Annotated in this window: 25 protein-coding genes; 13 read left to right on the top strand and 12 right to left on the bottom strand. The window is 67.8% G+C overall.

The genetic code is table 11. From position 1 onward, the window contains the following. Nucleotides 1-28 precede the first annotated feature (28 nt). A complete protein-coding gene (locus tag KCG34_RS16860) occupies nucleotides 29-1702 on the top strand; it encodes an MFS transporter (protein WP_376788199.1) in 1674 nt (557 codons plus the stop codon). Nucleotides 1703-1724: 22 nt separating this feature from the next. Next, entirely contained in the window at nucleotides 1725-2408 is a 684-nt protein-coding gene (locus KCG34_RS16855) for a fumarylacetoacetate hydrolase family protein (RefSeq protein ID WP_211936790.1), read from the top strand. A 6-nt stretch (nucleotides 2409-2414) separates the two neighbouring features. On the opposite strand, the gene KCG34_RS16850 is transcribed toward KCG34_RS16855, so the two are convergent. Further along, complete coding sequence (locus tag KCG34_RS16850) at nucleotides 2415-3308, bottom strand: hydrogen peroxide-inducible genes activator (RefSeq protein ID WP_211936789.1); 894 nt, start codon at nucleotides 3306-3308, stop codon at nucleotides 2415-2417. 139 nt (nucleotides 3309-3447) lie between these two features. Between KCG34_RS16850 and KCG34_RS16845 the strand changes: the two genes are divergently transcribed. Together KCG34_RS16845 and ahpD are read left to right on the top strand one after the other, a co-directional pair. Then, complete coding sequence (locus KCG34_RS16845; protein WP_211936788.1) at nucleotides 3448-4005, top strand: peroxiredoxin; 558 nt, start codon at nucleotides 3448-3450, stop codon at nucleotides 4003-4005. A gap of 190 nt (nucleotides 4006-4195) precedes the next feature. Beyond that, entirely contained in the window at nucleotides 4196-4729 is a 534-nt protein-coding gene (gene ahpD / locus KCG34_RS16840; RefSeq protein ID WP_211936787.1) for an alkylhydroperoxidase, AhpD family, read from the top strand. A gap of 9 nt (nucleotides 4730-4738) precedes the next feature. Here ahpD and KCG34_RS16835 read toward each other — a convergent pair whose 3' ends face one another. The 4 genes from KCG34_RS16835 to KCG34_RS16820 all read right to left on the bottom strand — a co-directional run bounded on the left by KCG34_RS16835 (nucleotide 4739) and on the right by KCG34_RS16820 (nucleotide 11194). After that, complete coding sequence (locus KCG34_RS16835) at nucleotides 4739-6193, bottom strand: c-type cytochrome (protein ID WP_211936786.1); 1455 nt, start codon at nucleotides 6191-6193, stop codon at nucleotides 4739-4741. A gap of 10 nt (nucleotides 6194-6203) precedes the next feature. Then, entirely contained in the window at nucleotides 6204-8252 is a 2049-nt protein-coding gene (locus tag KCG34_RS16830) for a pyrroloquinoline quinone-dependent dehydrogenase (protein ID WP_211936785.1), read from the bottom strand. A 110-nt stretch (nucleotides 8253-8362) separates the two neighbouring features. Continuing rightward, entirely contained in the window at nucleotides 8363-9322 is a 960-nt protein-coding gene (locus KCG34_RS16825) for a dihydrodipicolinate synthase family protein (RefSeq protein ID WP_211936784.1), read from the bottom strand. Nucleotides 9323-9490: 168 nt separating this feature from the next. Beyond that, on the bottom strand, nucleotides 9491-11194 hold the full coding sequence (locus KCG34_RS16820) for an alpha/beta hydrolase (RefSeq protein ID WP_211936783.1): 1704 nt from the start codon (nucleotides 11192-11194) through the stop codon (nucleotides 9491-9493). A 138-nt stretch (nucleotides 11195-11332) separates the two neighbouring features. On the opposite strand from KCG34_RS16820, the gene KCG34_RS16815 reads away from it, so the two are divergent. After that, nucleotides 11333-12799 carry an alpha-L-fucosidase gene (locus KCG34_RS16815; protein ID WP_211936782.1) on the top strand — a complete coding sequence of 489 codons (1467 nt, stop codon included), beginning with the start codon at nucleotides 11333-11335 and terminating at the stop codon, nucleotides 12797-12799. Here the strand turns inward: KCG34_RS16815 and KCG34_RS16810 are convergent. Further along, a complete protein-coding gene (locus KCG34_RS16810) occupies nucleotides 12785-13804 on the bottom strand; it encodes an NADP-dependent oxidoreductase (protein WP_211936781.1) in 1020 nt (339 codons plus the stop codon). The genes KCG34_RS16815 and KCG34_RS16810 overlap by 15 nt on opposite strands. Before the next feature lie 105 nt (nucleotides 13805-13909). Between KCG34_RS16810 and KCG34_RS16805 the strand changes: the two genes are divergently transcribed. Then, nucleotides 13910-14863 (top strand): hypothetical protein, encoded by a 954-nt coding sequence (locus KCG34_RS16805; RefSeq protein ID WP_211936780.1) that lies wholly within the window; start codon nucleotides 13910-13912, stop codon nucleotides 14861-14863. On the opposite strand, the gene KCG34_RS16800 is transcribed toward KCG34_RS16805, so the two are convergent. Then, nucleotides 14860-15201, bottom strand: coding sequence for a hypothetical protein (locus KCG34_RS16800; RefSeq protein ID WP_211936779.1), 342 nt, complete (start codon nucleotides 15199-15201; stop codon nucleotides 14860-14862). The two genes, KCG34_RS16805 and KCG34_RS16800, sit on opposite strands and share 4 nt — an antisense overlap. Before the next feature lie 69 nt (nucleotides 15202-15270). Continuing rightward, the gene (locus KCG34_RS16795; protein ID WP_211936778.1) at nucleotides 15271-15453 is read right to left on the bottom strand and encodes a hypothetical protein; all 183 of its coding nucleotides are present in this window, start codon (nucleotides 15451-15453) and stop codon (nucleotides 15271-15273) included. A gap of 58 nt (nucleotides 15454-15511) precedes the next feature. Here KCG34_RS16795 and KCG34_RS16790 point away from each other — a divergent pair, with 58 nt between their 5' ends. The 3 genes from KCG34_RS16790 to KCG34_RS16780 all read left to right on the top strand — a co-directional run bounded on the left by KCG34_RS16790 (nucleotide 15512) and on the right by KCG34_RS16780 (nucleotide 16991). After that, nucleotides 15512-15676, top strand: coding sequence for a hypothetical protein (locus tag KCG34_RS16790; protein WP_211936777.1), 165 nt, complete (start codon nucleotides 15512-15514; stop codon nucleotides 15674-15676). A gap of 127 nt (nucleotides 15677-15803) precedes the next feature. Next, nucleotides 15804-16253 carry a hypothetical protein gene (locus KCG34_RS16785; RefSeq protein ID WP_211936776.1) on the top strand — a complete coding sequence of 150 codons (450 nt, stop codon included), beginning with the start codon at nucleotides 15804-15806 and terminating at the stop codon, nucleotides 16251-16253. Between the two features lie 39 nt (nucleotides 16254-16292). Continuing rightward, complete coding sequence (locus KCG34_RS16780) at nucleotides 16293-16991, top strand: glutamine amidotransferase-related protein (protein ID WP_211936775.1); 699 nt, start codon at nucleotides 16293-16295, stop codon at nucleotides 16989-16991. A gap of 132 nt (nucleotides 16992-17123) precedes the next feature. On the opposite strand, the gene KCG34_RS16775 is transcribed toward KCG34_RS16780, so the two are convergent. Next, nucleotides 17124-17903 carry a tyrosine-protein phosphatase gene (locus tag KCG34_RS16775; protein ID WP_211936774.1) on the bottom strand — a complete coding sequence of 260 codons (780 nt, stop codon included), beginning with the start codon at nucleotides 17901-17903 and terminating at the stop codon, nucleotides 17124-17126. Between KCG34_RS16775 and KCG34_RS16770 the strand changes: the two genes are divergently transcribed. The 3 genes from KCG34_RS16770 to KCG34_RS16760 all read left to right on the top strand — a co-directional run bounded on the left by KCG34_RS16770 (nucleotide 17902) and on the right by KCG34_RS16760 (nucleotide 20432). Next, on the top strand, nucleotides 17902-18741 hold the full coding sequence (locus KCG34_RS16770; protein ID WP_211936773.1) for an alpha/beta fold hydrolase: 840 nt from the start codon (nucleotides 17902-17904) through the stop codon (nucleotides 18739-18741). The genes KCG34_RS16775 and KCG34_RS16770 overlap by 2 nt on opposite strands. A 283-nt stretch (nucleotides 18742-19024) precedes the next feature. Then, nucleotides 19025-20230, top strand: a complete 1206-nt coding sequence (locus KCG34_RS16765) for a hypothetical protein (protein ID WP_211936772.1) — start codon at nucleotides 19025-19027, stop codon at nucleotides 20228-20230. A gap of 4 nt (nucleotides 20231-20234) precedes the next feature. After that, entirely contained in the window at nucleotides 20235-20432 is a 198-nt protein-coding gene (locus KCG34_RS16760; protein ID WP_211936771.1) for a DUF6898 family protein, read from the top strand. Here the strand turns inward: KCG34_RS16760 and bfr are convergent. From bfr to KCG34_RS16745, 3 genes are all read right to left on the bottom strand, one after another. Continuing rightward, on the bottom strand, nucleotides 20429-20911 hold the full coding sequence (bfr, locus tag KCG34_RS16755; protein WP_211936770.1) for a bacterioferritin: 483 nt from the start codon (nucleotides 20909-20911) through the stop codon (nucleotides 20429-20431). The genes KCG34_RS16760 and bfr overlap by 4 nt on opposite strands. A gap of 10 nt (nucleotides 20912-20921) precedes the next feature. Beyond that, nucleotides 20922-21107 (bottom strand): (2Fe-2S)-binding protein, encoded by a 186-nt coding sequence (locus KCG34_RS16750; protein ID WP_211936769.1) that lies wholly within the window; start codon nucleotides 21105-21107, stop codon nucleotides 20922-20924. A 175-nt stretch (nucleotides 21108-21282) separates the two neighbouring features. Next, nucleotides 21283-22317 carry a ribonucleotide-diphosphate reductase subunit beta gene (locus tag KCG34_RS16745; protein WP_211936768.1) on the bottom strand — a complete coding sequence of 345 codons (1035 nt, stop codon included), beginning with the start codon at nucleotides 22315-22317 and terminating at the stop codon, nucleotides 21283-21285. A 121-nt stretch (nucleotides 22318-22438) separates the two neighbouring features. On the opposite strand from KCG34_RS16745, the gene KCG34_RS16740 reads away from it, so the two are divergent. Then, nucleotides 22439-23092 carry a glutathione S-transferase family protein gene (locus tag KCG34_RS16740; RefSeq protein WP_211936767.1) on the top strand — a complete coding sequence of 218 codons (654 nt, stop codon included), beginning with the start codon at nucleotides 22439-22441 and terminating at the stop codon, nucleotides 23090-23092. Nucleotides 23093-23095: the final 3 nt, after the last annotated feature.

Raw genomic sequence — 23095 nt, 5'->3', positions numbered from 1 at the left:
AGCAGCATAAAACGGGGAGAGTTCGCGTATGGCCGAAATTGCTGCGGCGGCGGTCGGGGTCGACGACAAGGGCCACGCGCCCACGTCCATGGGCGTGGTGGTGGCCGCCTCCTCGGCCGGCACGGCCTTCGAGTGGTACGACTTCTTCATCTTCGGCAGCCTGACCCAGGTCATCTCCAAAACCTTCTTCGCCGGGCTGAACGAGACCGCCGGCTATATCGCAGCCCTGGCCCTGTTTGGCGTCGGCTTCGCCTTTCGCCCGATCGGCGCCCTGGTGTTCGGGCGCATCGGCGACCAACTGGGACGCAAGGGGGCGTTCCTGGTCACCGTGACGCTGATGGGCGGCTCGACCTTCGCCATCGGCCTGCTGCCGACCTTCGCCCAGATCGGCATGGCCTCGCCGATCCTCCTGATCCTGCTTCGCGTGGTGCAGGGCTTCGCCCTCGGCGGCGAATATGGCGGGGCGGTGGTCTATGTGGCCGAGCACAGCCGCGCGGAGCGGCGCGGCTGGAACACCAGCTGGGTGCAGACCTCGGCCGCCTTCGGCCTGTTCGGCGCCCTGGGCGTGATCTGGCTGAGCCGCAACCTTCTGGGCGAGGCGACCTTCACCGCCTGGGGCTGGCGCATTCCGTTCCTGGTCTCGATGGGGCTTCTGGCCATCTCGGTGTGGATGCGGCTGAAGCTGCACGAAAGCCCGGCCTTCAGCCGCATCAAGGAAGCCGGCCAGGCCAGCGAGGCGCCCTATGCCGAAGCCTTCGGCCAGTGGCGAAACCTCAAGCTCGTGCTGCTGGCCTTCTTCGCCATGATGAGCGCCCAGGGGGCGGTCTGGTACACCAGCTTCTTCTACATCCAGGTGTTCATGGAGAAGTTCCTCAAGGTCGACCCGGCGACGATCAACCTCGTGATCATGGTCGTGGTCGCCGCGAGCGCGCCGCTCTATGTGCTGTTCGGGCGGGTCTCCGACCGGCTGGGCCGCAAGCCGGTGATGCTGGCCGGCATGACCCTGGCCCTGGTGTTCTTCTTCCCGGGTTTCCGCGCCCTGGAGCGCGCCGCCAATCCGGCCCTGGCCGTGGCCTCGGCGCGGAACACGGTGGTGGTGGTGGCAGACCCGGCCGACTGCGCCCTGCAGTTCGATCCCGTCGGCAAGGCCTCGTTCGTGTCCGCCTGCGACATCGCCAAGAGCGCCCTGGCCAATGCCGGGGTCTCCTATACCAACCAGGCGGCGCCGGCCGGCTCGCCCGCCGTGGTGCGTGTCGGCAAGGTCGAGGTCGCCTCGGCCAGCGCCAAGGGCCTCGCCAAGGACCAGGCCAAGGCCGTGCGCGGCGCCGTCGAGGGCAGGCTGAAGGCGGCGCTGAAGGCCGCCGGCTATCCCTCCAAGGCCGACCCGGCGCAGATGAACCTGCCCCTGATGCTGGCCATCCTGATGGTGTTCGTGGTCGCCGCCACCGCCCTGTTCGGCCCTCTGGCGGCCTGCCTGATCGAGCTGTTCCCCACCCGCATCCGCTACACGGCCATGTCCCTGCCCTATAATATCGGCACCGGCTGGATCGGCGGCTTCCTCCCCTTTTCGGCCTTCGCCATCGTGGCGGCGACCGGGAACATCTATGCCGGCCTCTGGTATCCGGTGGTGTTCACCGCCATCAGCGTGGTGGTGATGCTGTTCCTGCTGCCCGAGACCCGCGGCCGGCCGCTGGACGCCTGAATTTCCTGAGACGAGCGTTTCCATGACCCACTATGTCCTGCCCGCCCCGGTCCAGCCGGCCCTGCCGGTGGAGGGCTCGACCGCCCTTTTCCCGGTGCGCCGGGTGTTCTGCGTCGGGCGCAACTACGCCGCCCATCGGCGGGAGATGGGCGGAGACGAGCGTGACCGGCCGTTCTTCTTCCAGAAACCCGCCGACGCCCTGGTCCCGCCGGGCCTGCCTGTCCCCTATCCGAGCCTGACCAAAAACCTGCACCACGAGATCGAGCTGGTCGCGGCCCTGGGCGCGGACGGGGCCGACGTGTCGCCCGACGAGGCCCTGGCCATGGTCTGGGGCTACGCCGCTGGCGTGGACCTGACCCGCCGCGACCTGCAGAACGCGGCCAAGGACAAGGGCCAGCCCTGGGAAGCCGGCAAGGCCTTCGACGCCTCGGCCCCGATCGGCCTGATCCGCCCTGTCGACCGCTCCGGCCACCCGAAGGGCGGGATCCGCCTCTCGGTCAACGGCGAGGTGCGGCAAGAGGCGCAACTGTCCGACATGATCTGGAGCGTCGCCGAGGTGATCGCCCAGGCCTCACGCCTCTGGCGCCTGGAGGCGGGCGACCTGATCTTTACCGGCACCCCCGAAGGGGTCGGGCCGCTGAACCCCGGCGATCAGGTCGAGGGCGAGATCGAAGACGTGGGGCGCGTCAGCTTCCACATCGCGTGAGGGGTTTCAGGCCGCCCGCAGGGTCTCGGCCAGGAGTTTGCCTTCGCTGCGGCGGCTGGAACCGGCGCGCCAACAGACCACGATCTCGCGGCTGGGCTTGAGGGCGTCGAGCGGGCGGATGCTGACCGGCACGTGCTCGGTCAGGCCGGCCTCCACCGCCATGGCCGGCAAGAGCGAAACCCCGAGGCCCGAGCCCACCATCTGCACGAGGGTCGGCAGCGAGGTGGCGGCGAAGGCGCCGTCCGCCCCGCCGCGGGGCGGCTCCAGGCCGCAGGCGCCCAGGGCATGGTCGCGCAGGCAGTGGCCGTCCTCCAGGAGGATCAGGTCGTCGCCTTCCAGCCGCTCCGGCGCTATGGCCTTGAGCTGGCTCAAGGGGTGGTCGGCCGGCACCGCGGCCACCAGGGCGTCGACAGCCACCGGCTCGGTTTCGAGGCCGGAGGTGTCATAGGGCAAGGCGATCAGGGCGGCGTCCAGCGCCCCGCCCTTCAGCGAGGCGATCAGGCGCTGGGTAAGGTCCTCGCGCAGGAACAGGCGCAGTTTGGGAAAACGATCGCGCAGCACGGGCAGGGCGCGGGGCAACAGGAACGGGGCGATGGTCGGGATTACGCCCAGGCGGAAGCGGCCGGACAGCGGCTGGCCGGCGCTGCTAGCGGCCTGCACCAGATCCTCGGCCTGGGCCAGGATCTGGGCGGCGCGGCGCACCGCCTCCTCGCCCACCGAGGTCAGGATCACACCCGAGCGGGCCCGGTCGACCACCGGGGCGCCGAGGATCTTCTCCAGTTCGTGAATGCCGGCCGACAGGGTCGGCTGGGTGACGTGGGCGGCCTCGGCCGCGCGGCTGAACGAACGGTGGTCGTCGAGCAGCTTGAGATATTGCAACTGGCGCAGGGTCGGAAGCATGACCTCAGTATAAATATGATCTATCAAATAGGAAGATATTATCGATTGGATTTATCCCAAGGCCGGCCCTATCTCCACGCCTGCGCAGGGCGGCGACGCCCTCCTCCCCAAACGCAATGTAGCCACGGAGTAAGAGCCAATGATCGGCGTCGGTCAAAAACTGCCTGAATTCAAGATCGTGGGCGTGAAGCCCAAGTTCATGCGCCACGAGGAAGGCGGCGTCAGCGCCTTCGAAGAGGTGACCAACGAGAGCTTCCCCGGCCAGTGGAAGGTGATCTTCTTCTATCCCAAGGACTTCACCTTCGTCTGTCCGACCGAGATCGCCGAGTTCGCCCGCCTGAACAGGGACTTCGCCGACCGCGACGCGGTGGTGCTGGGTGGCTCGACCGACAACGAACACGTCAAACTGGCCTGGCGGCGCGACCATGCCGACCTGAACCACCTGGCGATCTGGAATTTCGCCGACAACGGAGGCCGCTTCGCCCGCGCGCTCGGCGTGCTGGACGAAGAGGAAGGCGTGGCCCAGCGCGCCACCCTGATCGTCGATCCGCATGGGGTGGTGCAGCACGTCTATGTCACCAGCCTCAGCGTTGGCCGCAACCCCGCCGACACCTTGCGCGTGCTCGACGCCCTGCAGACGGACGAACTCTGCCCCTGCAACCGCGCGGTGGGCGGTGAGACCTTGAAGGCCGCCTGAGGAGCCGCCTTCTGCGATATCGCCGATCGCGGGGTCATTGATCCCATGATCGGCGATATAGAGGTAATAATTTTGTGTGGAATGGTTCATTCTGAGCCGATCATGCTCTATGAACGGCCGCCCTTCCCGGCGCGAGACGGAAGGGCTCTTATGGCCCCATAGAAAAGACCGTCTCGCCCGGAGATCCCCTATGTCCCTCGACGCGCTTCGCGAAACCCTGCCGGCCTACGCCAAGGACCTCAGCCTGAACCTCTCGACCCTGGCGGGCGAGACCCTGCTGACCGACCAGCAGAAGTGGGGCTGCTTCGTCGCCTCCGCCCATGCGATCGGCGTCCCGGCTGTGGTCAAGGCCTGCGAAGCCGCCGCGGCCGAAGCCGGCCTCAGCGAGGAAGCCAAGACCGGGGCCAAGGCCGCCGCGGCGATCATGGGCATGAACAACGTCTATTACCGCTCGCTGCACATCATGCAGAACGCCGAGTACCGCACCCTGCCGGCGCGCCTGCGCATGAGCATCATCGCCAATCCGGGCGTGGAGAAGCTGGACTTCGAGCTGTGGTCGCTGGCCGTCTCGGCCATCAACGGCTGCGGCATGTGCATCGACGCCCACGAAGTCGAACTGAAGAAGCACGGCATGGCCAACACCGCCATCCAGGCGGCGCTGCGCATCGCCTCGGTGGTCAACGCCGTCTCGCGTGTGGTGGCCGGCGAAGCCGCGGCGGCCTGATCCCAGGCCTCAGTGCGCCGCCAACCGGTAGCGCACCACCGCCCGCTGCCCCACCTGGCCGCCATAGATGACGCCGTGGGGGTCGACCCAGATCCCTTCGGCCCCGCTGGTGGCGGTCTTGTCGGGGGTGGCGTAGGTATCGGGGATGAAGGCGGTGACCTTGCCGGTCACGGCGCTGCCGACGCGCACGCCGCGCTTCCACCCGGGGTGGTGGCCATAGCCCTCGGGCGTGCGCGATTCCGAATCCGAGACATAGAGCACGTCGTTGCGGTCGATATAGACGCCGCTGGGCCGGCTGAACTGGCTCCAGGCGTCCAGTAGCTTGCCGTTCTGGTCGTAGATGTCGACCCGGTTGTTCCAGCGGTCGCCGACGAAAAGGCGGCCCTTGGAATCCATGGCCAGGGTGTGCGGCACGTCCATCTGGCCGGCCGCGGCGCCGGGTTCGCCCCACTGCGTCAAGAAGCGGCCATCGGGCGAGAACTTGACGATGCGGGCGACGTGCCGCTCTACATCATGGCCGTCGGCGACGAAGATGGTCCCGTCGGGCGCCACCAGCACCGCATTGGGCTGGGCGAAACTGTCCGGTCCGGCGACCGAGACCCCAGGCTTGCCGAGGGTGCGGATCAGCTTTCCATCCTGGCCGAATTCCAGGACGTCCGCGCCCTTGCCAGGCGCGGCGTGGCCGTCGGTGATCCAGATATGGTCCTGGGCGTCGATGAACAGGCCGTGCGGGAACAGCAGCATGCCGCCGCCGAAAGCCCTGATGAAGCGGCCATCGGAGGCGAACTCCATGATCGGGTCGAGCGTGCTCCCCGCGCAGTCGTTGGCCCCGCAGCGGTCGGCGACCCATATGTGGCCCTGGCTGTCCACCGCCACGGCGCTGGTCGAGCCCATGGCCCGCCCAGGCGGCAGTTGCAGAAACCCGGTCTCGGTCACGTAGGGGTTGGGCGCGTCATTGGCGCCTGCAGGGGTGTCCGCCGCCGCGGCCGAGACTGGCGAGGCCGGCGCCGCCCGCGCCTGGGGCTTGAAGGCCTCGATACGAACGCCAGCCAGCACCTCGGCCCGGCGGTCCAGCTCGCCCTGGCCGGCAGGAAAGCCGTTGAACTTCAGGACATAGGCCAGGATGTCGGCATAGGACTGGGCGTCCAGCGATTTGGGCGCGTCCAGCGGCATGGTGGTGCGGACCCGATCGAACAGGTCGCCCATGGTGAGCCCGCTCCAGCTGGACAGGAACTCCGGCCCGGCCAGGGGCTTGGCCTCGCCGGTGCCGGTGAGTTGCGGGCCATGGCACTTCATGCAGCTGGCCGTATAGGCGGCCTGACCCCGCTGGGCCTGGGCCTCGGTATAGATCCCGTCCCAGGTGGTCTTGGAGCCGTCCTCGGCCAGGGGCGCGCGCACCACCAGGGCCAGCACCCCCGCCGCCGCCGCGCCGCCGAGCGCGACGGCCTTCGCCAGGCGTTTCATGCGCACCGTCCTACTTGTCGGCCGCCGGCAGGGCATAGGCGATATATTCGCCCGAATAGTTGCCGCCCGAGACCGCCACCACCAGGAACTGCCGCCCGTTCACCGTATAGGTCATGGGCGAGCCGCTTTGGGGCGCGGGCATCCACACCGTTCCGACCTCCTTGCCGTTGGTCTTGTCATAGGCCCTGAGCATGGCGCCGCGCGGATGCTCCGGCGTGGTGGTGACCATGGAGTCGCCCGCGATCACCAGCGACTTGGTCACCAGCGTGCCGATGGTGTAGCCGGTCTGGCCGGTGCGCGGGACGTTGAGCCCCTTCAGCACCGGGTTGTTGCGCACGAAATCCGGCGTTTCCCCATGCGGGATCTGCCAGAGGATGTCGCCGGTATCGAGGTTGATGGCGCTGATGGTCGAATAGGGCGGCTTCAGGATCGGCAGGCCGTCGACGTTCAGGGTGTGATAGCCGCCGCCGGTGGGGATCTTGGATGGCGGCGGAGCGTCGGCGCCGGCGTTCTCGCCCGGCCCGCGGATCATCTGCACCGCCTGGCCGGCCTCGCCCACCACCCAATCGATGTCGCTCATGCCGGGCGGCGGCTTCTGCATGCCGATGGATTCGATGCAGGAATTGCAGGCGTAGACATAGGCGATGTGGGTTTCGGGGTCGAAGGACCCGCCCGGCCAGTTGGTGCCGCCGGAGGCGGACATGTTGAGGGTCCCCAGCGGCCCCGGCAGCTTGGAAACCACCGGCGGGGTGAAGACGGGGCCCATTTTGTAGTTCTTGACCACCTCCATCGCCTTCTTGTGCAGATCGGGGGTGAAGTCGATCAGGTCGGCCTCGGAAACGCCGTTGCGGGTATAGGCCTTGGGCTTGGTCGGGATCGGCTGGGTCGGGGCGTACCACTCGCCCGGCACGTCGCCCTTCGGCACCGCCGTCTCCGGCATCGGCCAGACCGGCTTGCCGGTGGTGCGGTCAAACACATAGAGGAAGCCCTGCTTGGTCGGCTGGGCCAGGGCCTTGATCGGTTTGCCGCCGACCGTGATGTCCATCAGCAGCGGAGCCGAGGAGTTGTCGTAGTCCCAGATCTCGTGATGGATCTGCTGGAAGTGCCACTTGCGCTCGCCGGTGGTCAAGTCGACCGCGACGATGCTGTCGCCGAACAGGCCTGCCCCCGGCCGCTGGCCGCCATAGAAGTCGCTGGTCGGCGATTCCACCGGCAGATAGACCAGGTTCAGCGCCGGGTCGGCCGACATCTGGGTCCACACCGCGGTGTTGCCGGTGGTGTCCGCCGAACCCTTCAGCCAGGTGTCGTAGCCGAACTCGCCCTTCTTCGGGATGGTGTGGAAGGTCCACAGCCGCTTGCCCGTATGCACGTCGAAGCAGCGCACATAGCCCTTGTTGTTGTTCATGTGCTCGGGCGTGAAGCCTTCGCGGAAGGCGGTCCCGACGATCACCTTGTCGCCGACCACCAGCGGGGTCGCATGCAGGCCCGCCTCGCCGGTGGTGATGTCGGGGCGGATGGTCTGGTCGAAGTCGAGCTTCAGATCCACCACGCCATGATCGCCGAAGCCCGGGACCGGCTGGCCGGTCTTGGCGTCGAGGGCGATCAGCCGGTAGCCCGGCGTGACGTAGAGGATCCGCTTCTCGTCGCCGTCGCTCCAATAGGCGAGGCCGCGGCCGGAAAGTTGCCGCGGCGCGGCGGCCCCGCGCGCGCCTTCATGCTCACCGTGGACCCAGAGCAGCTCTCCGGTGGCCGCATCGAGGGCGATCACCGCGCGCCTGGTGCCGGCGGTGGTGTAGAGCACCCCGCCCACCTCCAGCGGCGTGCCCTCCAGCTTGAACTCCGGCCGGTTGCCCAGGCTGTCAGTCTTGAACCGCCAGGCCACTTCCAGCTTGGAGAAGTTGGCGGCGTTGATCTGGTCCAGCGGCTTGTAGCGGCTGCCGGAGAGATCGCCGGCATAGGTGGTCCACTCGACATCTCCCGTCGCTGGCGCAGCCGTCTGGGCCAGGGCCGTGGTCGCGAACAGGGCGGCCGCGAGGCCCCCGAACAGGGTCGCTTTCATACGCTTCTTCCCCCTCGATCACGAAGCGTGATCGAATCTAGAGTTGAGAGCGGGATGCGGGCGGAAAACCGCATTGCACTTTTCCTCATCCCGCTCACCCGGGCCTTTGGTCAGGCCAGGTTCTTCATCTGGTCGAGCGCGGCCCGCAGCATGGTCTTCTGCTGGTCGGTGGCGTCCGCGTGCGGCGGGCGCTGGTAGAACTGCGGCGCGCCCATCTGGACGCTGAGGGCGTATTTCATCGGCCCGAAGGAATAGATCCCCGCCTCGCGCATGGAAGCCTCGGCGGCGCGAAGCCGCGCCAGGGCGGGCTTGTAGTCCTGCTTGGCCCTATAGGCGGTGAACACGTCGGCGCACTGCTTGGTGAAGACATTGCCCTCCATCAGGATGGCGCCCATGCCGTGCTCCAGGGCGATCTCCAGGTTGTTGCCGGTGCCGCTGCGCATGTTCAGCTCGGGGAAGGCCGCAACAAAGGCGGCGTAGCCGGCCGGATCCCCGGTGGAATCCTTGATCCCCGCCAGGTTCGGATAGTGCATCAGCGCCCGGATCAGGTCGTGTGAGATCTTCACATGGCTGTTGCCGGGGATGTGGTAGAGGTTGATCGGGATCCGTACCTGGTCGAACAGCATCGAATAATAACGGACCAGGCCCTCGGTCGGCGGGTCCGGATAGTAGAACGGCGGGATCACCAGAAGCCCGTCGGCGCCGTGGTCCTGGGCGTGCTGGGCCAGCTCCAGGGTCTCAGGGAAGTTCGGCGTGCCGGGGCCGACGATGATGTTCATCCCCAGCTTATCCTTCAGCGCCGTCTCGGCGATCAGCTTGCGCTCGGCCACGGAGAAGGACGGGTACTCGCCGCTGGTGCCCAAGACCACGATGCCGTCGGCGCCCTGGTGCTTGAACCAGGCCAGCACGTCGCGGAAGGCGCCGGGATCGAACTTCAGGTTCTTGTCGCAGGGGGTGATCGCCGCGGTCCAGAACAGGGTCTTGACCGGGCTGCCGAAATCACGGGCCGCCGCGGCGGTTCCTGCACCCGCCAGAGCTGCGACCGCCGCCGCTCCCGCCGCCAAACTCATAGCTTCTCTGCGCGTGGTCTCCATGGCGCCCTCCACCGTTCCTTCCCATCGGTGACCACTTGTCCGCGCCGGTCCTCGTGGCCGGCGCGCCCGGGTCATCTCGTGTGACAGTTTTGCTCAATAGTTGGGCAAAGCAATCGGATTCGGATTTCTCCCCTGCAATACCTGTCAGAGCGGCCCGCCATATTGGGTAGCCGTGCCCGCGACCACGTACCAGGTGACGAACAGGCTGCAGATCAGGGCGCCCGGGAGCGCCGAGCCCGTACGACGGGCGGTGAAGGCGGCGATCAGCCCGACCACGGCCAGGACGGGCAGGAACTGCAGCGAGATGATCGCATTCAGCGCCTCCATCGGGACCGGCAGGTGTCCGGTGAGAAACAGCGGGACGTATTGCGCCACGACGAAGATCAAAAAGCCCAGGCTCATGGCCCCGATGGCCGTGGCGTAGGTCGCGAGGCGCCCGTCTCCGCGCACGGTCAGGCTGCGCTGCAGGGCGCTGAGGCTGACGAGGAAGAAGGCGGTGAAGGGGACCAGATAGGCCAGGAAAGCCTTGAACTGGGCGAGGCTCAAGAGCTTCAACGCCACGATCCAGAAGCGGAAGTCGAGCTTGAACAGGAAGTCGGCGGCCAGGAGCGCTGCGTAACCGGTCCCTACCGTGGCGAGTGCGATCCCCATCGCCGCCGGCCAGCGGTCCGGCGCGCTCTTATCCCCGCGCGGCAGCATCAGGCCCAAGAGCAGGGTGATGGCGGCGTTGAGCAAGGCCCAGGTCAGGATCTGGTTGGTGATGCTCTGGGGGAACAGCACGTTCGGCTTGAAAGCCTGGGCGCCGATGAACATGAAAACGTAGAAGCTGATCGCCGGGATCGCGGTGGTCAAAACGAAGGCGGCCCACCAGGCCCCGTCCCGTCGCTCCCGCGCCCCGGCCGCCGGCTGGGCCAAGACGGCGAAGGCCGGCAGGCCCAGGAGCAGGTCGAAGGCCCCCAGCATCAGGGCGACGACGCCGAGAAGGGCGATTCCCGTCCCGATCTCTTTCAACAGCCAGATCTGGTCGCTGGCCGGACGCGGGGTCCCGCCCTTCAGGGTATGGGCGAACCAGTCGGTGGCGTCGCCGATCGCCTCGGGCGAGAAGTGGTCGCCCGGATGGGTGGTCCGGGGCTGGTAGAGCCGTCGCGCGGTTCCGGCGGCCAGATCGCCATAGTCACGGCCTGTGATAACCGGCGCTGTAGCCCCGAACAGCTGCATCAGCTTGGGGCTTTCGCCGACACGGCCGGGCTGCAGGGTGTTCCACATCAGCCAGCCGAACTCGTCATAGCGGCTGAACACCACAGCCAGGTTGCGCGGCCAGCCGGGCGTTCCGGGGGCGGCGAAGGGCAGGCCGGTCGAGGAGCCCTCCAGCACCGCGGCGCGATAGCCGTCCGGCATGGCCTTGGCGGCGGCGAGGATGGTCCAGCCGCCCATCGAATGGCCTTCCAGCCCGATATTGGCTGGATCGACGACATCGAGCCCGCGCAGGTATTTCAGCCCATCCGGCCCACCGAAGCCGTTCTGGCCGGCGAAGCCGCCGCTGTAGCCGTGGCCGGTCTGGTCTAGCGCCAGCACCACATAGCCGCGGCGGGCGAACTCGATGGCGAAGCCATCTTGGGTCTCGCGCGAATTGATGTAGCCGTGCACCGCTAGGACGCCTGGCGCCGGGGTCTTCGGCGTGGCGTTGGGCGGGATGTAGAGCAGGGCGCTCATCGGCGCGCCGCCGGTCCCGGTGAAGCGCACGTCCTCGATGCGCACCCCGCCGGCGGTCTGGGTGAAATGGGCCAGAAAGCAGCCCGACAGGATCGCCGCGCAGCCGGCCAGAAACAGCGCCCAGGATCGCTTCATCACCGCCCCTCCCCCGCGCCGCTCATTTTTGATCTGGGGTCCCGTTTTCGGCCCCGCGGCGGCAAGATTACAGATGATCACAATGCGTCGCGGCGGGAAATCCCCTCACGCGGCCGAGAACGGGCAAGGGAGGGAAGAATGGGGCCTTGGGCGCCGACGCTCGAGTCGCTGAACGCGCGGCCGCTGCCGGCCTGGTACGACCAGGCCAAGTTCGGGATCTTCATCCACTGGGGCCTGTGGGCCATTCCGGCCTTCGCCGCCAGGCTGGGTTCGATCTCCGACGCGTTCAAGACCGACTACGACCGCGCGGTGGCCATGACCCCCTATACCGAGTGGTACGCCAACGCGATCAAGGTGCCCGGCACGCCCTCGGCCGAGTTCCATGCAAAGACCTATGGCGCGGCGCCCTACGAGGCGTTCCGGGAGCCGTTCATCGAGGGGCTGAAGGCGTGGGACCCGGCCGCCTGGGCCGAGAGCTTCCGGAACGCCGGCGCGCTCTATGTGGTGCTGGTGACCAAGCACCATGACGGCTTCTGCCTCTGGCCCAGCGGCGTGCGCAATCCCAAGCAGACAGGCTGGAGCACGACGCGCGACATCGTCGGGGAGCTGGCCGCGGCGGTCCGCGCCCAGGGGATGCGGTTCGGGGTCTATTATTCCGGCGGCATCGACTGGACCTTCAACCGCCGCCCGATCCTGACCCTGGCCGATTTCATGGGCTCTCTGCCCGGCGGCCGCTATCCGGCCTATGCCGAGGCGCAGACCCGCGAGCTGATCGAGCGCTACGAGCCCAGCGTGCTGTGGAACGACATCGCCTGGCCCACCGACCAGGCCCGGCTGAACGCCCTGTTCGCCGACTACTACAACGCCGTCCCCGAGGGCGTGGTGAACGACCGCTGGCGCGCCGCCGACCTGGCCAGCCTGGCGCTCCGCCTGAAGCCGGCGCGGCGGGCGCTGGACGCTCGGATCAAGAAGAGGATGCTGGAAAGTCCCGACGCGGTTCAGGGGATCATTCCCCCGCCCGTGCCGCACAGCGACTTCCGCACGCCGGAATATGCGCGCTTCCCCGACATCCAGGCCAAGAAGTGGGAGGCGACGCGCGGCATGAGCCATTCCTTCGGCTTCAACCGCAACGACACCGAGGACGACTACGCCTCGTCCGAGACCCTGATCAGTGACTTCATCGACGGGGTGGCCAAGAACGGCAACCTGCTGCTGAACGTCGGCCCGATGGCCGATGGGACCATCCCGGAACCCCAGGCGCGGCGGCTGAAGGCCTTCGGCGACTGGCTGGGCGCGCACGGCGAGGCGATCTATGGCTCGCAGCCCTGGGTCCGGGCCGAGGCGGTGACCGACCAGGGCATGCCGGTCCGGTTCACGGTCAAGAGCGGCGACCTCTACCTGACCCTGCTCGGCCGTCCGACCGGCGAACGCATCCTGATCCGCGACCTGACCCTGGCCGGCGAGGTCAGGCGCCTGGACAGCGGCGCGCCGGTTCGACTGGTCCAGGCCGGGCCGGACCTGGCGCTCGACTTCGCCCGCCCGCTGGACGGCGCCTTCGCTCCGGTGATGCGGATCAGGGGCGCGGTGGCCTCAGGGCTCGGGTGAGATCCGCACCAGAAGCTTGCCGTCGTGGTCGCCGGTGAACAGCCGGTTCAGGGCCGATAGCGCGTTCTCCAGCCCGTCGACCACGTGCGCCTTCCACTTGATGCGCCCCTGCAGCACCCACGGAGCCAGCTCGGCGATCGCTTCGCCGAACCGCGGCATGTAGTCGATGACGATGAAGCCCTTCACCGTCAGGCTGCGCATCAGGATGCGCCCGAAATCGCTCGGCCCCGGCATGGTCTCCCGGCTATTGTAGCCCGAGATCATGCCGCAAAGGGCCATGCGGCCGAACTTGTTCATGCGCGAGAACACCGCGTCCATGATCTCGCCGCCGACGTTCTCGAAATTGACGTCGACGCCATTCGGGCACAGCCGGTCGAGGGCCGCGCCGACATCGCCGGCCTTGTAGTCGATGGCGCCATCGAAGCCGAGCTCCTCGGTCAGCCAGGCGCACTTCTTCGGCCCGCCGGCGATTCCGATCACCCGCGCGCCGCGCAGCTTGCCGATCTGGCCTGCGATCGAGCCCACCGCCCCGGCGGCGGCCGAGACCACCATGGTCTCGCCGGGCTTGGGATCACCGATGAACACCGTGCCGCAATAGGCGGTGAGCCCGGTCAGGCCGAGAACGCTCATCATGGCGGTCAGGGGCGCGCCGGGCGGCGGGGCCATGGGCCGCGCCATGGTTTCATGGGCGATGGTGTAGGCCTCCCAGGCGCCGAGGCCGGGCGAGGCGATGTCGCCCGGCTTGAAGTGGGCCGAGCGCGAGGCCTCGACCACCCCGATGGTCCCGCCGCGCATGGGAGAGCCGATCTCCACCGGCGGCATGTACTGCTCCATGTCGCTCATCCAGATCCGGTTGGTCGGATCCAGCGACAGATAGACGTTGCGGATCAAGACCTCGCCCTCGGCCAGGTCGCGCACCGGCTCGGCCACATAGTCGAGGTCGGTGGGCTTGATCTCGCCGTGCGGCCGATGGCGCAGCACCCAGCGGTGGTTGGTCAGGCTCATGGCGCGTCTCTCCTGTCGGCCGGCTTTTGCGGAACCATAGCCGGCGCCCTTGCGTCAGCATCAAGGACAATGAATGAAGTCCCTGCCTGCCCGACGGAGAAACCTATGACCCAGACCCATTTCGACAGCGCCATCGAGGATCTGGGCGAGGCCCTGGCCGGGCCGTGGCGGGCGCCGCGGCAGATGCTGGCGGCCCAGGAATACGACCACCACGCTTCGATCCATGACGACGCCACGGCGCAGAAGCTGGGCTTCAAGGGCGGCACGATCGAGGGGCCGACCCATTTCAGCCAGTTCGCGCCCTTGGGCGAGGCGGCCTGGGGCCAGCGCTGGTTCGAGCAGGGCTGCATCTCGGCCCACTATCGCAACGCCGTGTTCGAGGGCGAAGAGGTGCGCGCCATCCTGGAAAAGCCTCGGGCCGGCGCGGCCCACGTGGCGATCCGCATGGAAAAGCGCGACGGGACCGAGGTTTTGCGCGGCACGGCGTCGGTCGGCCCCGACGCCGCGCCGACCGCTCTGGAGGTGCGGCTGGCGGGCCTGGAGCCCCTGGCCGACCCGGTGATCCTGCGCGAAGTCCACGTCGGCATGAAGACCGGGCGCCAGAGCGTCGCCATGGGCATGGACCAGCACATGGGCGCCCTCTACCCCTTCAGCCTGGCCGACAAGCTGAAGGTGATCACCGAACCTTCGCCGCTCTACGCTACCGGCGAGGGCTCGCCCTTCGGCCGGCCGATCATCCCGATGGAGATGATCAGCGTACTGCTCCAGCACACCGCTCGGCAGGACGGCTTTCCGACCCGCGGGCCGGTGGTGGGCCTGTTCGCCGACCAGGAGATCCGTCTGGTCGAAGGGCCGCTGTTCGTCGCCGAGGCCTACGAACTGGAGCGCGAGATCGTCGCCCTGTCCGGCAGCCGCCGCACAGAGAGCCTGTGGGTCAAGACCCGGCTCTATGCGCCAGGGAGCGATCGGGTGCTGGCGACGATGCTGCTGAACGGGGCGTCGATGAAGGAATCCTACGCGCCCTATGCGGAGGAACACGCGGCGCTGTACGGCGGCTAAAAGCGGGTCGCTCCGTTCGACTCCACGACGTCGCAGGCGGCCAATGGCGCGCCCGCTTCGTGGGCGGCGACACGGCAGGAGACCGTCTGGGCGAACAGGGCCTGGGCGCCGCCATGAGGGCCATTGGCGGGCCTCAGTTTCAACCGCAGCCATTCCTGGGGCAGGGGGCCCAGCGCGACGCACAGGGTCCGGGCGTCGATCACCTGCAGCACCGGCCCGCGCACCAGGGCGCCGGCGGCCGGGGCCTTGGCGCCGCAGGATACGGCCGTCTGGGCCGCTGCGGGCGCCGCAAGGCCGGTGGTTAATGCGAGGGCGGTGGCTGCGAAATGGCGAAACATGACGGCGTTCCCCGACGGCCGGCGACGCTGCGAGATCGCACGGGGCTGTGACGGGCTCTATGACCGAGGTCACTCCATGATCGTGCGAGGAACCGTGTCCCGCCGCTCGCGATCGAACACCACCGCGCCGGCCTTCAGCGCGGTCAGGCGCTCGCGGATATGGAAGGCGGCCGCATCGGCGGTCATCTCGATCTCGACCCGCTGTTCGCAGTCCCACTCGCCCCGGCGATAACCGCTCCCGCCCGCCGTCACGGCCGCCCCCGGCGGTGAAGGTCGGCGGTTCGCGCCGACTGGGGATCATGCGCGATTTGTGTCGCCTCGCTTCAGCCTGTCACCCGCCCGGGCCTGGCTTCCCGTCGCAGCCGACCTGCGCTATGCATCGCCCATGGCCGCAACCCGCACCATGACCGTAACCCAGCAGCAACAGGACCAACGGGTCCTGGCGGTGCTGGCGCATGCGGTCGGGGTGGGGTGAGCCAGGCGCGCAGACCGGCGCCGTTCAGTTCCATCACCGAGTTCAACGCAAGGCCAAGCCCCGCCCCCTTCGGCGGGGTCTTTGCATTGCGCGCCCCGCCGGACCCCAACCCGAAAAGGAGTTCGACATGACCAAGGACTACAGCGCCCATTTCGACAGCGAGGCCGAGATCGCCGAGCTGGCCGAGGGCATGATCGCCTGCGTGCTGCCCAAGGAGAAGTGGACCCATGCGGCCCATTTCGCCACGGCGGCCTGGATCATCCGCCGACGCCCGGACCTGGACGCCGCCCGCGACATGCCCCGGCTGATCGCGGCCTACAACGAATCCCGCGGGGGGAGGAACACTGACACGGAGGGCTATCACGAGACCATCACCCAGGCCTCGGTCCGCGCCACCCGCGCCTTTCTGGACGGCCTCTCGTCCAGTGTCCCGCTGCACGAGGCGGTTAACGCCATGCTGCTCACCCCGCTCGGCCGGCCGGACTGGATCCTGGCCTACTGGTCCAAGGATCTGCTGTTCTCGGTCGGGGCCCGGCGCGGCTGGGTGGAGCCGAATCTGCAACCGCTACCGTTCTGAGCCTCACCCCCCTATCTGAGGCGTGATATCGGAGGCCTCATGAAACTCGGCATCCTCGAAACCGGCGCGCCCCCCGAAAAGCTGCGCGAGCAGTTCGGCGACTATCCGTCGATGTTCGCCAGCCTCTTGGGCGAAACCGTGCAGGTCACCGCCTATGACGTGACCCGCGGCGCCCTGCCGAAGTCGGCGGGCGAACAGCAGGCGTGGCTGGTCACCGGCTCGGCGGCCGGGGTCTATGATCCCCTGCCCTGGATCGGGCCGATGATGGAATTCCTGCGCGAGGCCAAGGGACAGGCGCCCATGGTCGGCATCTGCTTCGGCCACCAGGCCATGGCCCAGGCCTTCGGCGGCCAGGTGGTCAAGTCGCCCAAGGGCTGGGCGATCGGCCTCAATCGCTACGATGTGGCCGAGCCGGAGCCGTGGATGGACCAGGCCCCGACCATCGCCATCCCCGCCTCGCACCAGGACCAGGTCGTGCGCCTGCCGCCCGGCGCCAGGGTCAGCCTGGCCTCGGGCTTCACCCCCTATGCGGGCCTTTCCTATGACGACGGCCGCTCGATCTCGTTCCAGGGTCACCCGGAGTTCGACCCGGCCTATGCCGCCGCCCTGATCCAGGCGCGCCGCGGCAAGACCTATGACGACGAGACCGCCGACGCCGGCCTCGAAAGCCTGTCGCGGCCCAACGACCGCCAGCGGGTCGGCGACTGGATCCTGAAGTTCCTGCTGCAGGCGGGTTAGGCGCGGGAAGCCGTCGCCTAGATCACGATGAATTCGGATCGAATCGATTCGAATTCATGAAACGTGATCAATTCTGAAAGTTTGGAGCGGGATGCGGGCGGAAAACCGCTTCGCACTTTTCCTCATCCCGCTCTACCCCACCAGCCGCGCGCTGATCCGCTCGCGCAGGGCCTGATCGACCCCCAGCACCGCCTCGAGATAGGCGTCGAGGTCGCCGTGCGCAGCCTCGATCGCGGCCAGGGCCTGCAACAGATAGGCTTCGTCCACCCCCATGGCCACGCGCACGGCGGCCTCCGAGGGCTCGCGCCCGGCGCCTTCCGAGATCGCCTGGACCATCAGCGGCATGCGTTGCTCGAAACTGATCGCCACATTGGTCAGGAGGTAATCGGCGATCAGATCCTCCCGGCTCACCCCCGTCAGGTGGTGGGTGAGGGCGGCCAGCAGGCCGGTGCGGTCCTTGCCTGCGGCGCAGTGGATCAGCACGGCGCCGTCCGCCTCGCCTAGGGCCTGGAAATAGCGGGCGTAGAGGTCGACGTGGCGCGGCTCGAACGGGGCGTTGCGATAGTAGTCCATCAGATATTGGCGGAACGCCTCTTCGCTGAGGTCCGACTGGCGCACAAAGCTCCACCAGGGATCGTCGTCCACATCGCCGAGATCGCTCTCGATGACCTGGCCGTCGAAGCCCTGCGGCCGGCGCGAGGGCTCGCGGCGACGCTCGTTCGGGCGGCGCAGATCGACGATCACGGCGATGCCGAGGTCGGCCATGGCCGCGAGGTCGGCGTCGGTGGCGCGGCCGTGGTGGGCGGAGCGGTAGAGGCGGCCGCGGCGCAGGGTCCCGCCGGACGTGGTGGCGTAGCCGCCATAGTCACGGAAGTTGAGCACGCCTTCGAGGGGGAGGATACGATCGGTCATGCCTTTCCGGTTAGCGCCGGAACGTGACAGAATCCAGGTCGCGGTGCGCGAGGCGCCGATCTTCCACGAAGGCGAGACGATCTTGAGCGATTCCGTCCAGCGCAGCTTCGCCAGTTTCGATCGCCAGCCGATCGCCTATCACGTCCTCGGCGAGGGCCGGCCGACCCTGATGATCCACGGCTTTCTGGCCGACGCCGAACTGAACTGGTTCCTGCCGGGATTGGCGGCGGCCGTAGCTGGCCTGGGCCGCCAGGTGATCGCCCCGGACCTGCGCGGCCATGGCGCCTCTGCGGCGCCGGAGGCGGCGGACGGCTGGCCGCCGGACGTGCTGGCGCGCGACCAGGAGGCGCTGGTCGCCGAACTCGGCCTGACTGACTACGACCTCGTCGGCTATTCGCTGGGCGCACGCACAGCGGTGAGGATGATGGTGCGTGGCGCGCGGCCGGCCAAGGCGGTGCTGGGCGGCATGGGGGCCAGCGGGGTAATGGAGGCCGGCGCCCGGGCGGCCATGTTCGAGGACGCCATCCGCAACGGCCCGGACGCCGCCGACCCCCGCTCCGGGCGCCGGGTCCAGGCGATGATGCAGCAACGCGGCCTGAAGCCCGCAGCCATGCTGGGGGTGCTGGCGTCCTTCGTCGCCACATCGGCCGAGGACATCGCCGGCGTGGCGGTCCCGACGCTGGTGGTCAGCGGGGCCGAGGACCACGACAACGGCTCGGCCGAAGACCTGGCCGCGCTGCTGCCCCATGGCCAGGCGAAGATCGTCCGGGGCGATCACATCTCGGCCGTGGCCGATCCCAGCCTGGCGGCGGCGATCACCGACTTCCTGCGCGCGTGAGGTTTCCGGGCCCGAGCAACTGAACGCGGTACACTATCGCCGGAAGGGTATTTCGCAGTATTTCAGGTTGTGCCGGAGCGCCTCTACTCCGGCTTGGCCAGCCGAAAGCCCGGATCAGGCAGACAAGGCGTGCGATCAGGTCGCAGTATTAAGCAGATATCAGCATTCGCAGACTCAGCTAGAAGGGGTGACTGCGCTAGATCGGGACTCGCTCAGCCCCGCCAAAGAATAGGCCGCACGGCGACTTTGCGGGTGATGGGCGACCCCAGTGGAGGGATCGTCAGTGGCGGCGTCGGCGTGCCTGCGTATCCTGTTGGACATCAGCGACGAAAAGCTGGCCCGGCTCGACGCCCTGGGGCCGCTGGTCACCCGGGTCACCAACGCCTTCCTGCAGGCCCGCTGGGCGCCGCCTAAGCGGTTCGTGGTCCTGACCCCCTATTCCTTCATGCTGACCGACCCGCAGACCCATGAGCTGGACGTCATGCGGCTGCAGCAATTGGCGGCCGAGCTGAAGCAGCAGCTGTTCGGCTCCAGCGACACCGGCGAAGTCACCCTTCTGCTGCACGACGGCGACGAATCCGCGACCGCCCGGTTCGTGACCATCGACCACCAGACCCTGCGTCGGGTGACGATCGACCCGTCCCAGCCCCTGCCCTTCGCCGGGCGGGTGCTGAAGCTCAGCACCGCCTTCGCCGGCTCCGGCGCCGACCTCGGCTGGGAGCGGATCGACAACGAGCCGGGGGCCGGCGGCTCGCTGGGGCGCCGGCGCCGCGGCGGGCCGCGGTTCCACGGGGTCTATTTCAAGGTCAGCCAGTGCTTCGTCGGCAGCGGGGTCTCGGCGCCGATCACCTCCTCCGTCGAGGATTTCAACCTGTTCGGCGACGCCGACCAACTGCCGGGCGAAGCCGCCGTCGAGTTCGACATGGCCTGCCTGAAGGTCGCCGCCGACCACCTGTCCGGGCGCCCCTGGAGCGGGGCCCTGTTCGTGCCGGTCAGCTTCGTCGCGGTGCTGCGCCCGGCGACGCGCGACACCTACATGGCCGGCTTCGCCCGCCTGCCGCGCGAGAAGCGCTACCAGCTGGTGGCGGCGGTCTATGACGTGCCGCGCATGCCCGGGCGCCACGCCTTCGTGAACCTGCGCGACATGCTGGACCCGCACTTTTCCCAGATCGACCTGCAGATCAACGACCCGGGCTTCGACCTGGAAAACGTGCCCGCGGGCGCGGTCAACACCGTCACCCTGCGCCTGCCGGACGGCAACGAGATGGTCCGCTCGCAGGCGATCCGGCGGTTTGCGGAAAAGCGCCCGACCTTCAAGCGGCTGCAGATCAGCGCCGCCTACACCAATGTCTGCACCAAGGCCGAACTGACCGACTGCCTGAAGCAGCCGATCTCCTTCGTCAGCGGCTATGCGGTGTGCGGGCCTCTACGCAAGCCGGTCGGCGCCGAGGACTGCCCGCCGGCCGACCTGCCGTGGATTTCGGCCTGAGGCCATGGCTGCAATCCCGCCGCCCACCGGCGAAATCCTCTTCGAGCTGCGCCCGATCGGCCGGTCGGTGAAGGTCAGCGCGATCCATGTGGACACCGGGACCGAGGTCAGCCTGGCCGGGCCGATCTCCGCGGGCGAGCACGTGCTGAAACAGATGGCGCTGAACAAGCTCGCCTATGTGCTGGCGAGCCGGAAGGGCTAGGATTCGCCCAGCTCGCCCGCTGCGCTCTGCAGGTAGTTGGCCTCGCCCAGGCTCTTCAGCAAGGCCAGCTGGGTCTCCAGGAAGTCGATGTGCTCCTCGGTGTCGCTGAGGATCTCGACCAGAAGTTCGCGGCTGACGAAGTCCTTGGCCTTTTCACACTGGATGACGCCAGGGACCAGGGTCTCGCGACCGGCCTTTTCCAGGGCCAGGTCCGCGCCCAGGGCCTCCTCGACGGTCTCGCCGATGGAGAGCTTCTTCAGGTCCTGCAGGTTGGGCAAACCCTCCAGGAACAGGACGCGCTTGATCAGCTTGTCGGCGTGCTTCATCTCGCCGATGGATTCATCGTAGATCAGCTTGCCGAGACGGCGAAAGCCCCAGTTCTCGAACATACGTGCGTGCAGGAAGTACTGGTTGACCGAGGTCAGCTCGTTGGTCAGCACGCTGTTCAGGAGCTTGATGATCTCGCGGTCGCCCTGCATGGCGCGCCTCCTATTCGGCGGCGTAGCGCAAGGCCTCTTTCTGGGCCTCGATCATCCGCCGCATGTCGCAGACGCATTTGGCGCATTGCGGCCGGGTCTGGCAATGACGGAACACCTCGGCCGGGCGGCTGGCGCCCTGGTCGATGGCCGCGCGGACCTCGCGCTCGCGAATGCCATTGCAATTGCAGACGTACACCGATCGCTCCGCGAGCCATGCCCTGGCCGTGATCTAGGCGATCCCGCACGCTTTTGCAACTCATTCGCAAATATGCCGCAGGGCGCATGGCCATCGCCCCGCATCAGGATCGAGACCTTTATGCGGGGCGCGGCGAGCAGCGTCCTTGCGGCAGATCAAGCCTTGCGGGGTTTCCCTATTCCGCCGGCAGCTGGTTTTCGGAGCGCTTGGACATCATCTGGTCGAAGGCCGACCAGACGCCCTCCGGCCCGTCCCAGCGGCCGCGGGTGGCGGCCTTGGAGTATTCGGTGGCGCGGGCCTCGAAGAAGTTGGCGTGCTCGACGCCCGACAGCAGCACCTGCAGCCAGGGCAGCGGGTTCTCGGTGACGCCATAGACCGCTGGCAGCTCCAGCTGCTTCAGCCGCCAGTCGGCGATGAAGCGGATATAGGTCTTGATGTCGTCCGGGGTCATGCCCTGGACCGGGCCCATCTCGAAGGCCAGGTCGATGAACTTGTCCTCCAGGCCCACCACCGTCTTGCAGCAGTCGACGATGTCGTCGGCCACCGCCTTGGTCACGCAGCCGGTCTCCTTGCGGAACGTGTGGTAGAGCTTGATGACGCCTTCGCAGTGCAGGCTCTCGTCGCGCACGCTCCACGAGACGATCTGGCCCATGCCCTTCATCTTGTTGAAGCGCGGGAAGTTCATCAGCATGGCGAAGCTGGCGAACAGCTGCAGGCCTTCGGTGAAGCCGCCGAACATGGCCAGCGTACGGGCGATGTCCGCATTAGTCTCGACGCCGAAGGTGTGCATGTAGTCGCACTTGGCCTTCATCGCCTCGTATTCCAGGAACGCCGCGAACTCGCTCTCCGGCATGCCAATGGTTTCGAGCAGCAGCGCGTAGGCCGCGATATGGATGGTCTCCATATTGGCGAAGCTGCTCAGCATCATCTTCACCTCGGTGGGTTTGAAGATGCGGCCATACCGCTCCATGTAGTTGTCGGCGACCTCGATGTCCGACTGGGTGAAGAAGCGGAAGATCTGGGTCAGCAGGTTGCGTTCGCTGTCGTTCAGCTTGGTCGCCCAGTCCTTGCAGTCCTCGCCGAGGGGGATCTCCTCGGGCATCCAGTGGACCTGCTGCTGCTTCTTCCAGAACTCGTAGGCCCACGGATAGCGGAACGGCTTGTAGGCCGAGGGGAGCATCAGACCGGGCAGTTTGGCGTGGGCGCTCATGGAACCTGCGTCTCGAATCGCATCCGGGGTTAAGGTGGAGTCGAAAGGTAACAGCTCCGGCAAGGCTGGCTACTACATATAGTGTGCCATTCGGCCGCAATTCACAACATGGAGGCTGGCTGTGGACAAACCCTTTGTGATCTACGGCGCCAGGGGATCGGGCTCGATCCCCATTGAAGCGGCCCTGACCCTGCTGCGCCAGCCCTATCAGATTGTCGAGCGTGCGCCCCTGGCCGAGGTCGCCGCGGACGAGGCGATCTTCAAGGTCAATCCGCTGGGCCAGGTGCCGGCCATGCTGCTGCCCGACGGTGAGCTGATGACCGAGAGCGCGGCGATTCTGATCTGGATCGCCGACCGGTTCCCCGCCATGCGCCTGGCGCCCGACGTGCTGGACCGCCGCCGGCCGGCCTTCCTGCGCTGGATGACGTTCGTCTCCTCGGCCATCTATGCGCTGTTCTGGATTCGCGACGATCCCTCGCGCCTCACCCCCGACCCGGAACAGCAGGCGCTGATCAAGGCCCGCACCGCCGATCGCATCGCCGAATGCTGGGCCAAGATGGACGCCCAGGTCAGCCCCGGCCGCTATATCCTCAGCGACCAGCTGGAGGTGCTGGACCTCTATGTCACGGTGCTGTCGCGCTGGGGCCCGCGCCGCAAGCGCTTCTACGAGGTCGCGCCGAAGATGAGCGAGGTGGTGCGCCGGGTCGACAAGGACCCGCGGCTGAAGGCGCTGTGGGTGGAACGGTTCCCGTTCGTCGAGGGCTGGGAGGGGTAGGCC

Source organism: Phenylobacterium montanum, from assembly GCF_018135625.1.
Lineage (GTDB): Bacteria > Pseudomonadota > Alphaproteobacteria > Caulobacterales > Caulobacteraceae > Poindextera > Poindextera montana.
This window is presented reverse-complemented; position numbering and strand designations above follow the sequence as displayed.

Excerpts from the sequence above, each read along its gene's own strand:
- KCG34_RS16860 (WP_376788199.1), top strand. The coding sequence starts at position 29 with ATGGCCGAAATTGCTGCGGCGGCGGTCGGGGTCGACGACAAGGGCCAC.
- KCG34_RS16855 (WP_211936790.1), top strand. The coding sequence starts at position 1,725 with ATGACCCACTATGTCCTGCCCGCCCCGGTCCAGCCGGCCCTGCCGGTG.
- KCG34_RS16850 (WP_211936789.1), bottom strand. The coding sequence starts at position 3,308 with ATGCTTCCGACCCTGCGCCAGTTGCAATATCTCAAGCTGCTCGACGAC.
- KCG34_RS16845 (WP_211936788.1), top strand. The coding sequence starts at position 3,448 with ATGATCGGCGTCGGTCAAAAACTGCCTGAATTCAAGATCGTGGGCGTG.
- ahpD (WP_211936787.1), top strand. The coding sequence starts at position 4,196 with ATGTCCCTCGACGCGCTTCGCGAAACCCTGCCGGCCTACGCCAAGGAC.
- KCG34_RS16835 (WP_211936786.1), bottom strand. The coding sequence starts at position 6,193 with ATGAAACGCCTGGCGAAGGCCGTCGCGCTCGGCGGCGCGGCGGCGGCG.
- KCG34_RS16830 (WP_211936785.1), bottom strand. The coding sequence starts at position 8,252 with ATGAAAGCGACCCTGTTCGGGGGCCTCGCGGCCGCCCTGTTCGCGACC.
- KCG34_RS16825 (WP_211936784.1), bottom strand. The coding sequence starts at position 9,322 with ATGAGTTTGGCGGCGGGAGCGGCGGCGGTCGCAGCTCTGGCGGGTGCA.
- KCG34_RS16820 (WP_211936783.1), bottom strand. The coding sequence starts at position 11,194 with ATGAAGCGATCCTGGGCGCTGTTTCTGGCCGGCTGCGCGGCGATCCTG.
- KCG34_RS16815 (WP_211936782.1), top strand. The coding sequence starts at position 11,333 with ATGGGGCCTTGGGCGCCGACGCTCGAGTCGCTGAACGCGCGGCCGCTG.
- KCG34_RS16810 (WP_211936781.1), bottom strand. The coding sequence starts at position 13,804 with ATGAGCCTGACCAACCACCGCTGGGTGCTGCGCCATCGGCCGCACGGC.
- KCG34_RS16805 (WP_211936780.1), top strand. The coding sequence starts at position 13,910 with ATGACCCAGACCCATTTCGACAGCGCCATCGAGGATCTGGGCGAGGCC.
- KCG34_RS16800 (WP_211936779.1), bottom strand. The coding sequence starts at position 15,201 with ATGTTTCGCCATTTCGCAGCCACCGCCCTCGCATTAACCACCGGCCTT.
- KCG34_RS16785 (WP_211936776.1), top strand. The coding sequence starts at position 15,804 with ATGACCAAGGACTACAGCGCCCATTTCGACAGCGAGGCCGAGATCGCC.
- KCG34_RS16780 (WP_211936775.1), top strand. The coding sequence starts at position 16,293 with ATGAAACTCGGCATCCTCGAAACCGGCGCGCCCCCCGAAAAGCTGCGC.
- KCG34_RS16770 (WP_211936773.1), top strand. The coding sequence starts at position 17,902 with ATGCCTTTCCGGTTAGCGCCGGAACGTGACAGAATCCAGGTCGCGGTG.
- KCG34_RS16775 (WP_211936774.1), bottom strand. The coding sequence starts at position 17,903 with ATGACCGATCGTATCCTCCCCCTCGAAGGCGTGCTCAACTTCCGTGAC.
- KCG34_RS16760 (WP_211936771.1), top strand. The coding sequence starts at position 20,235 with ATGGCTGCAATCCCGCCGCCCACCGGCGAAATCCTCTTCGAGCTGCGC.
- bfr (WP_211936770.1), bottom strand. The coding sequence starts at position 20,911 with ATGCAGGGCGACCGCGAGATCATCAAGCTCCTGAACAGCGTGCTGACC.
- KCG34_RS16745 (WP_211936768.1), bottom strand. The coding sequence starts at position 22,317 with ATGAGCGCCCACGCCAAACTGCCCGGTCTGATGCTCCCCTCGGCCTAC.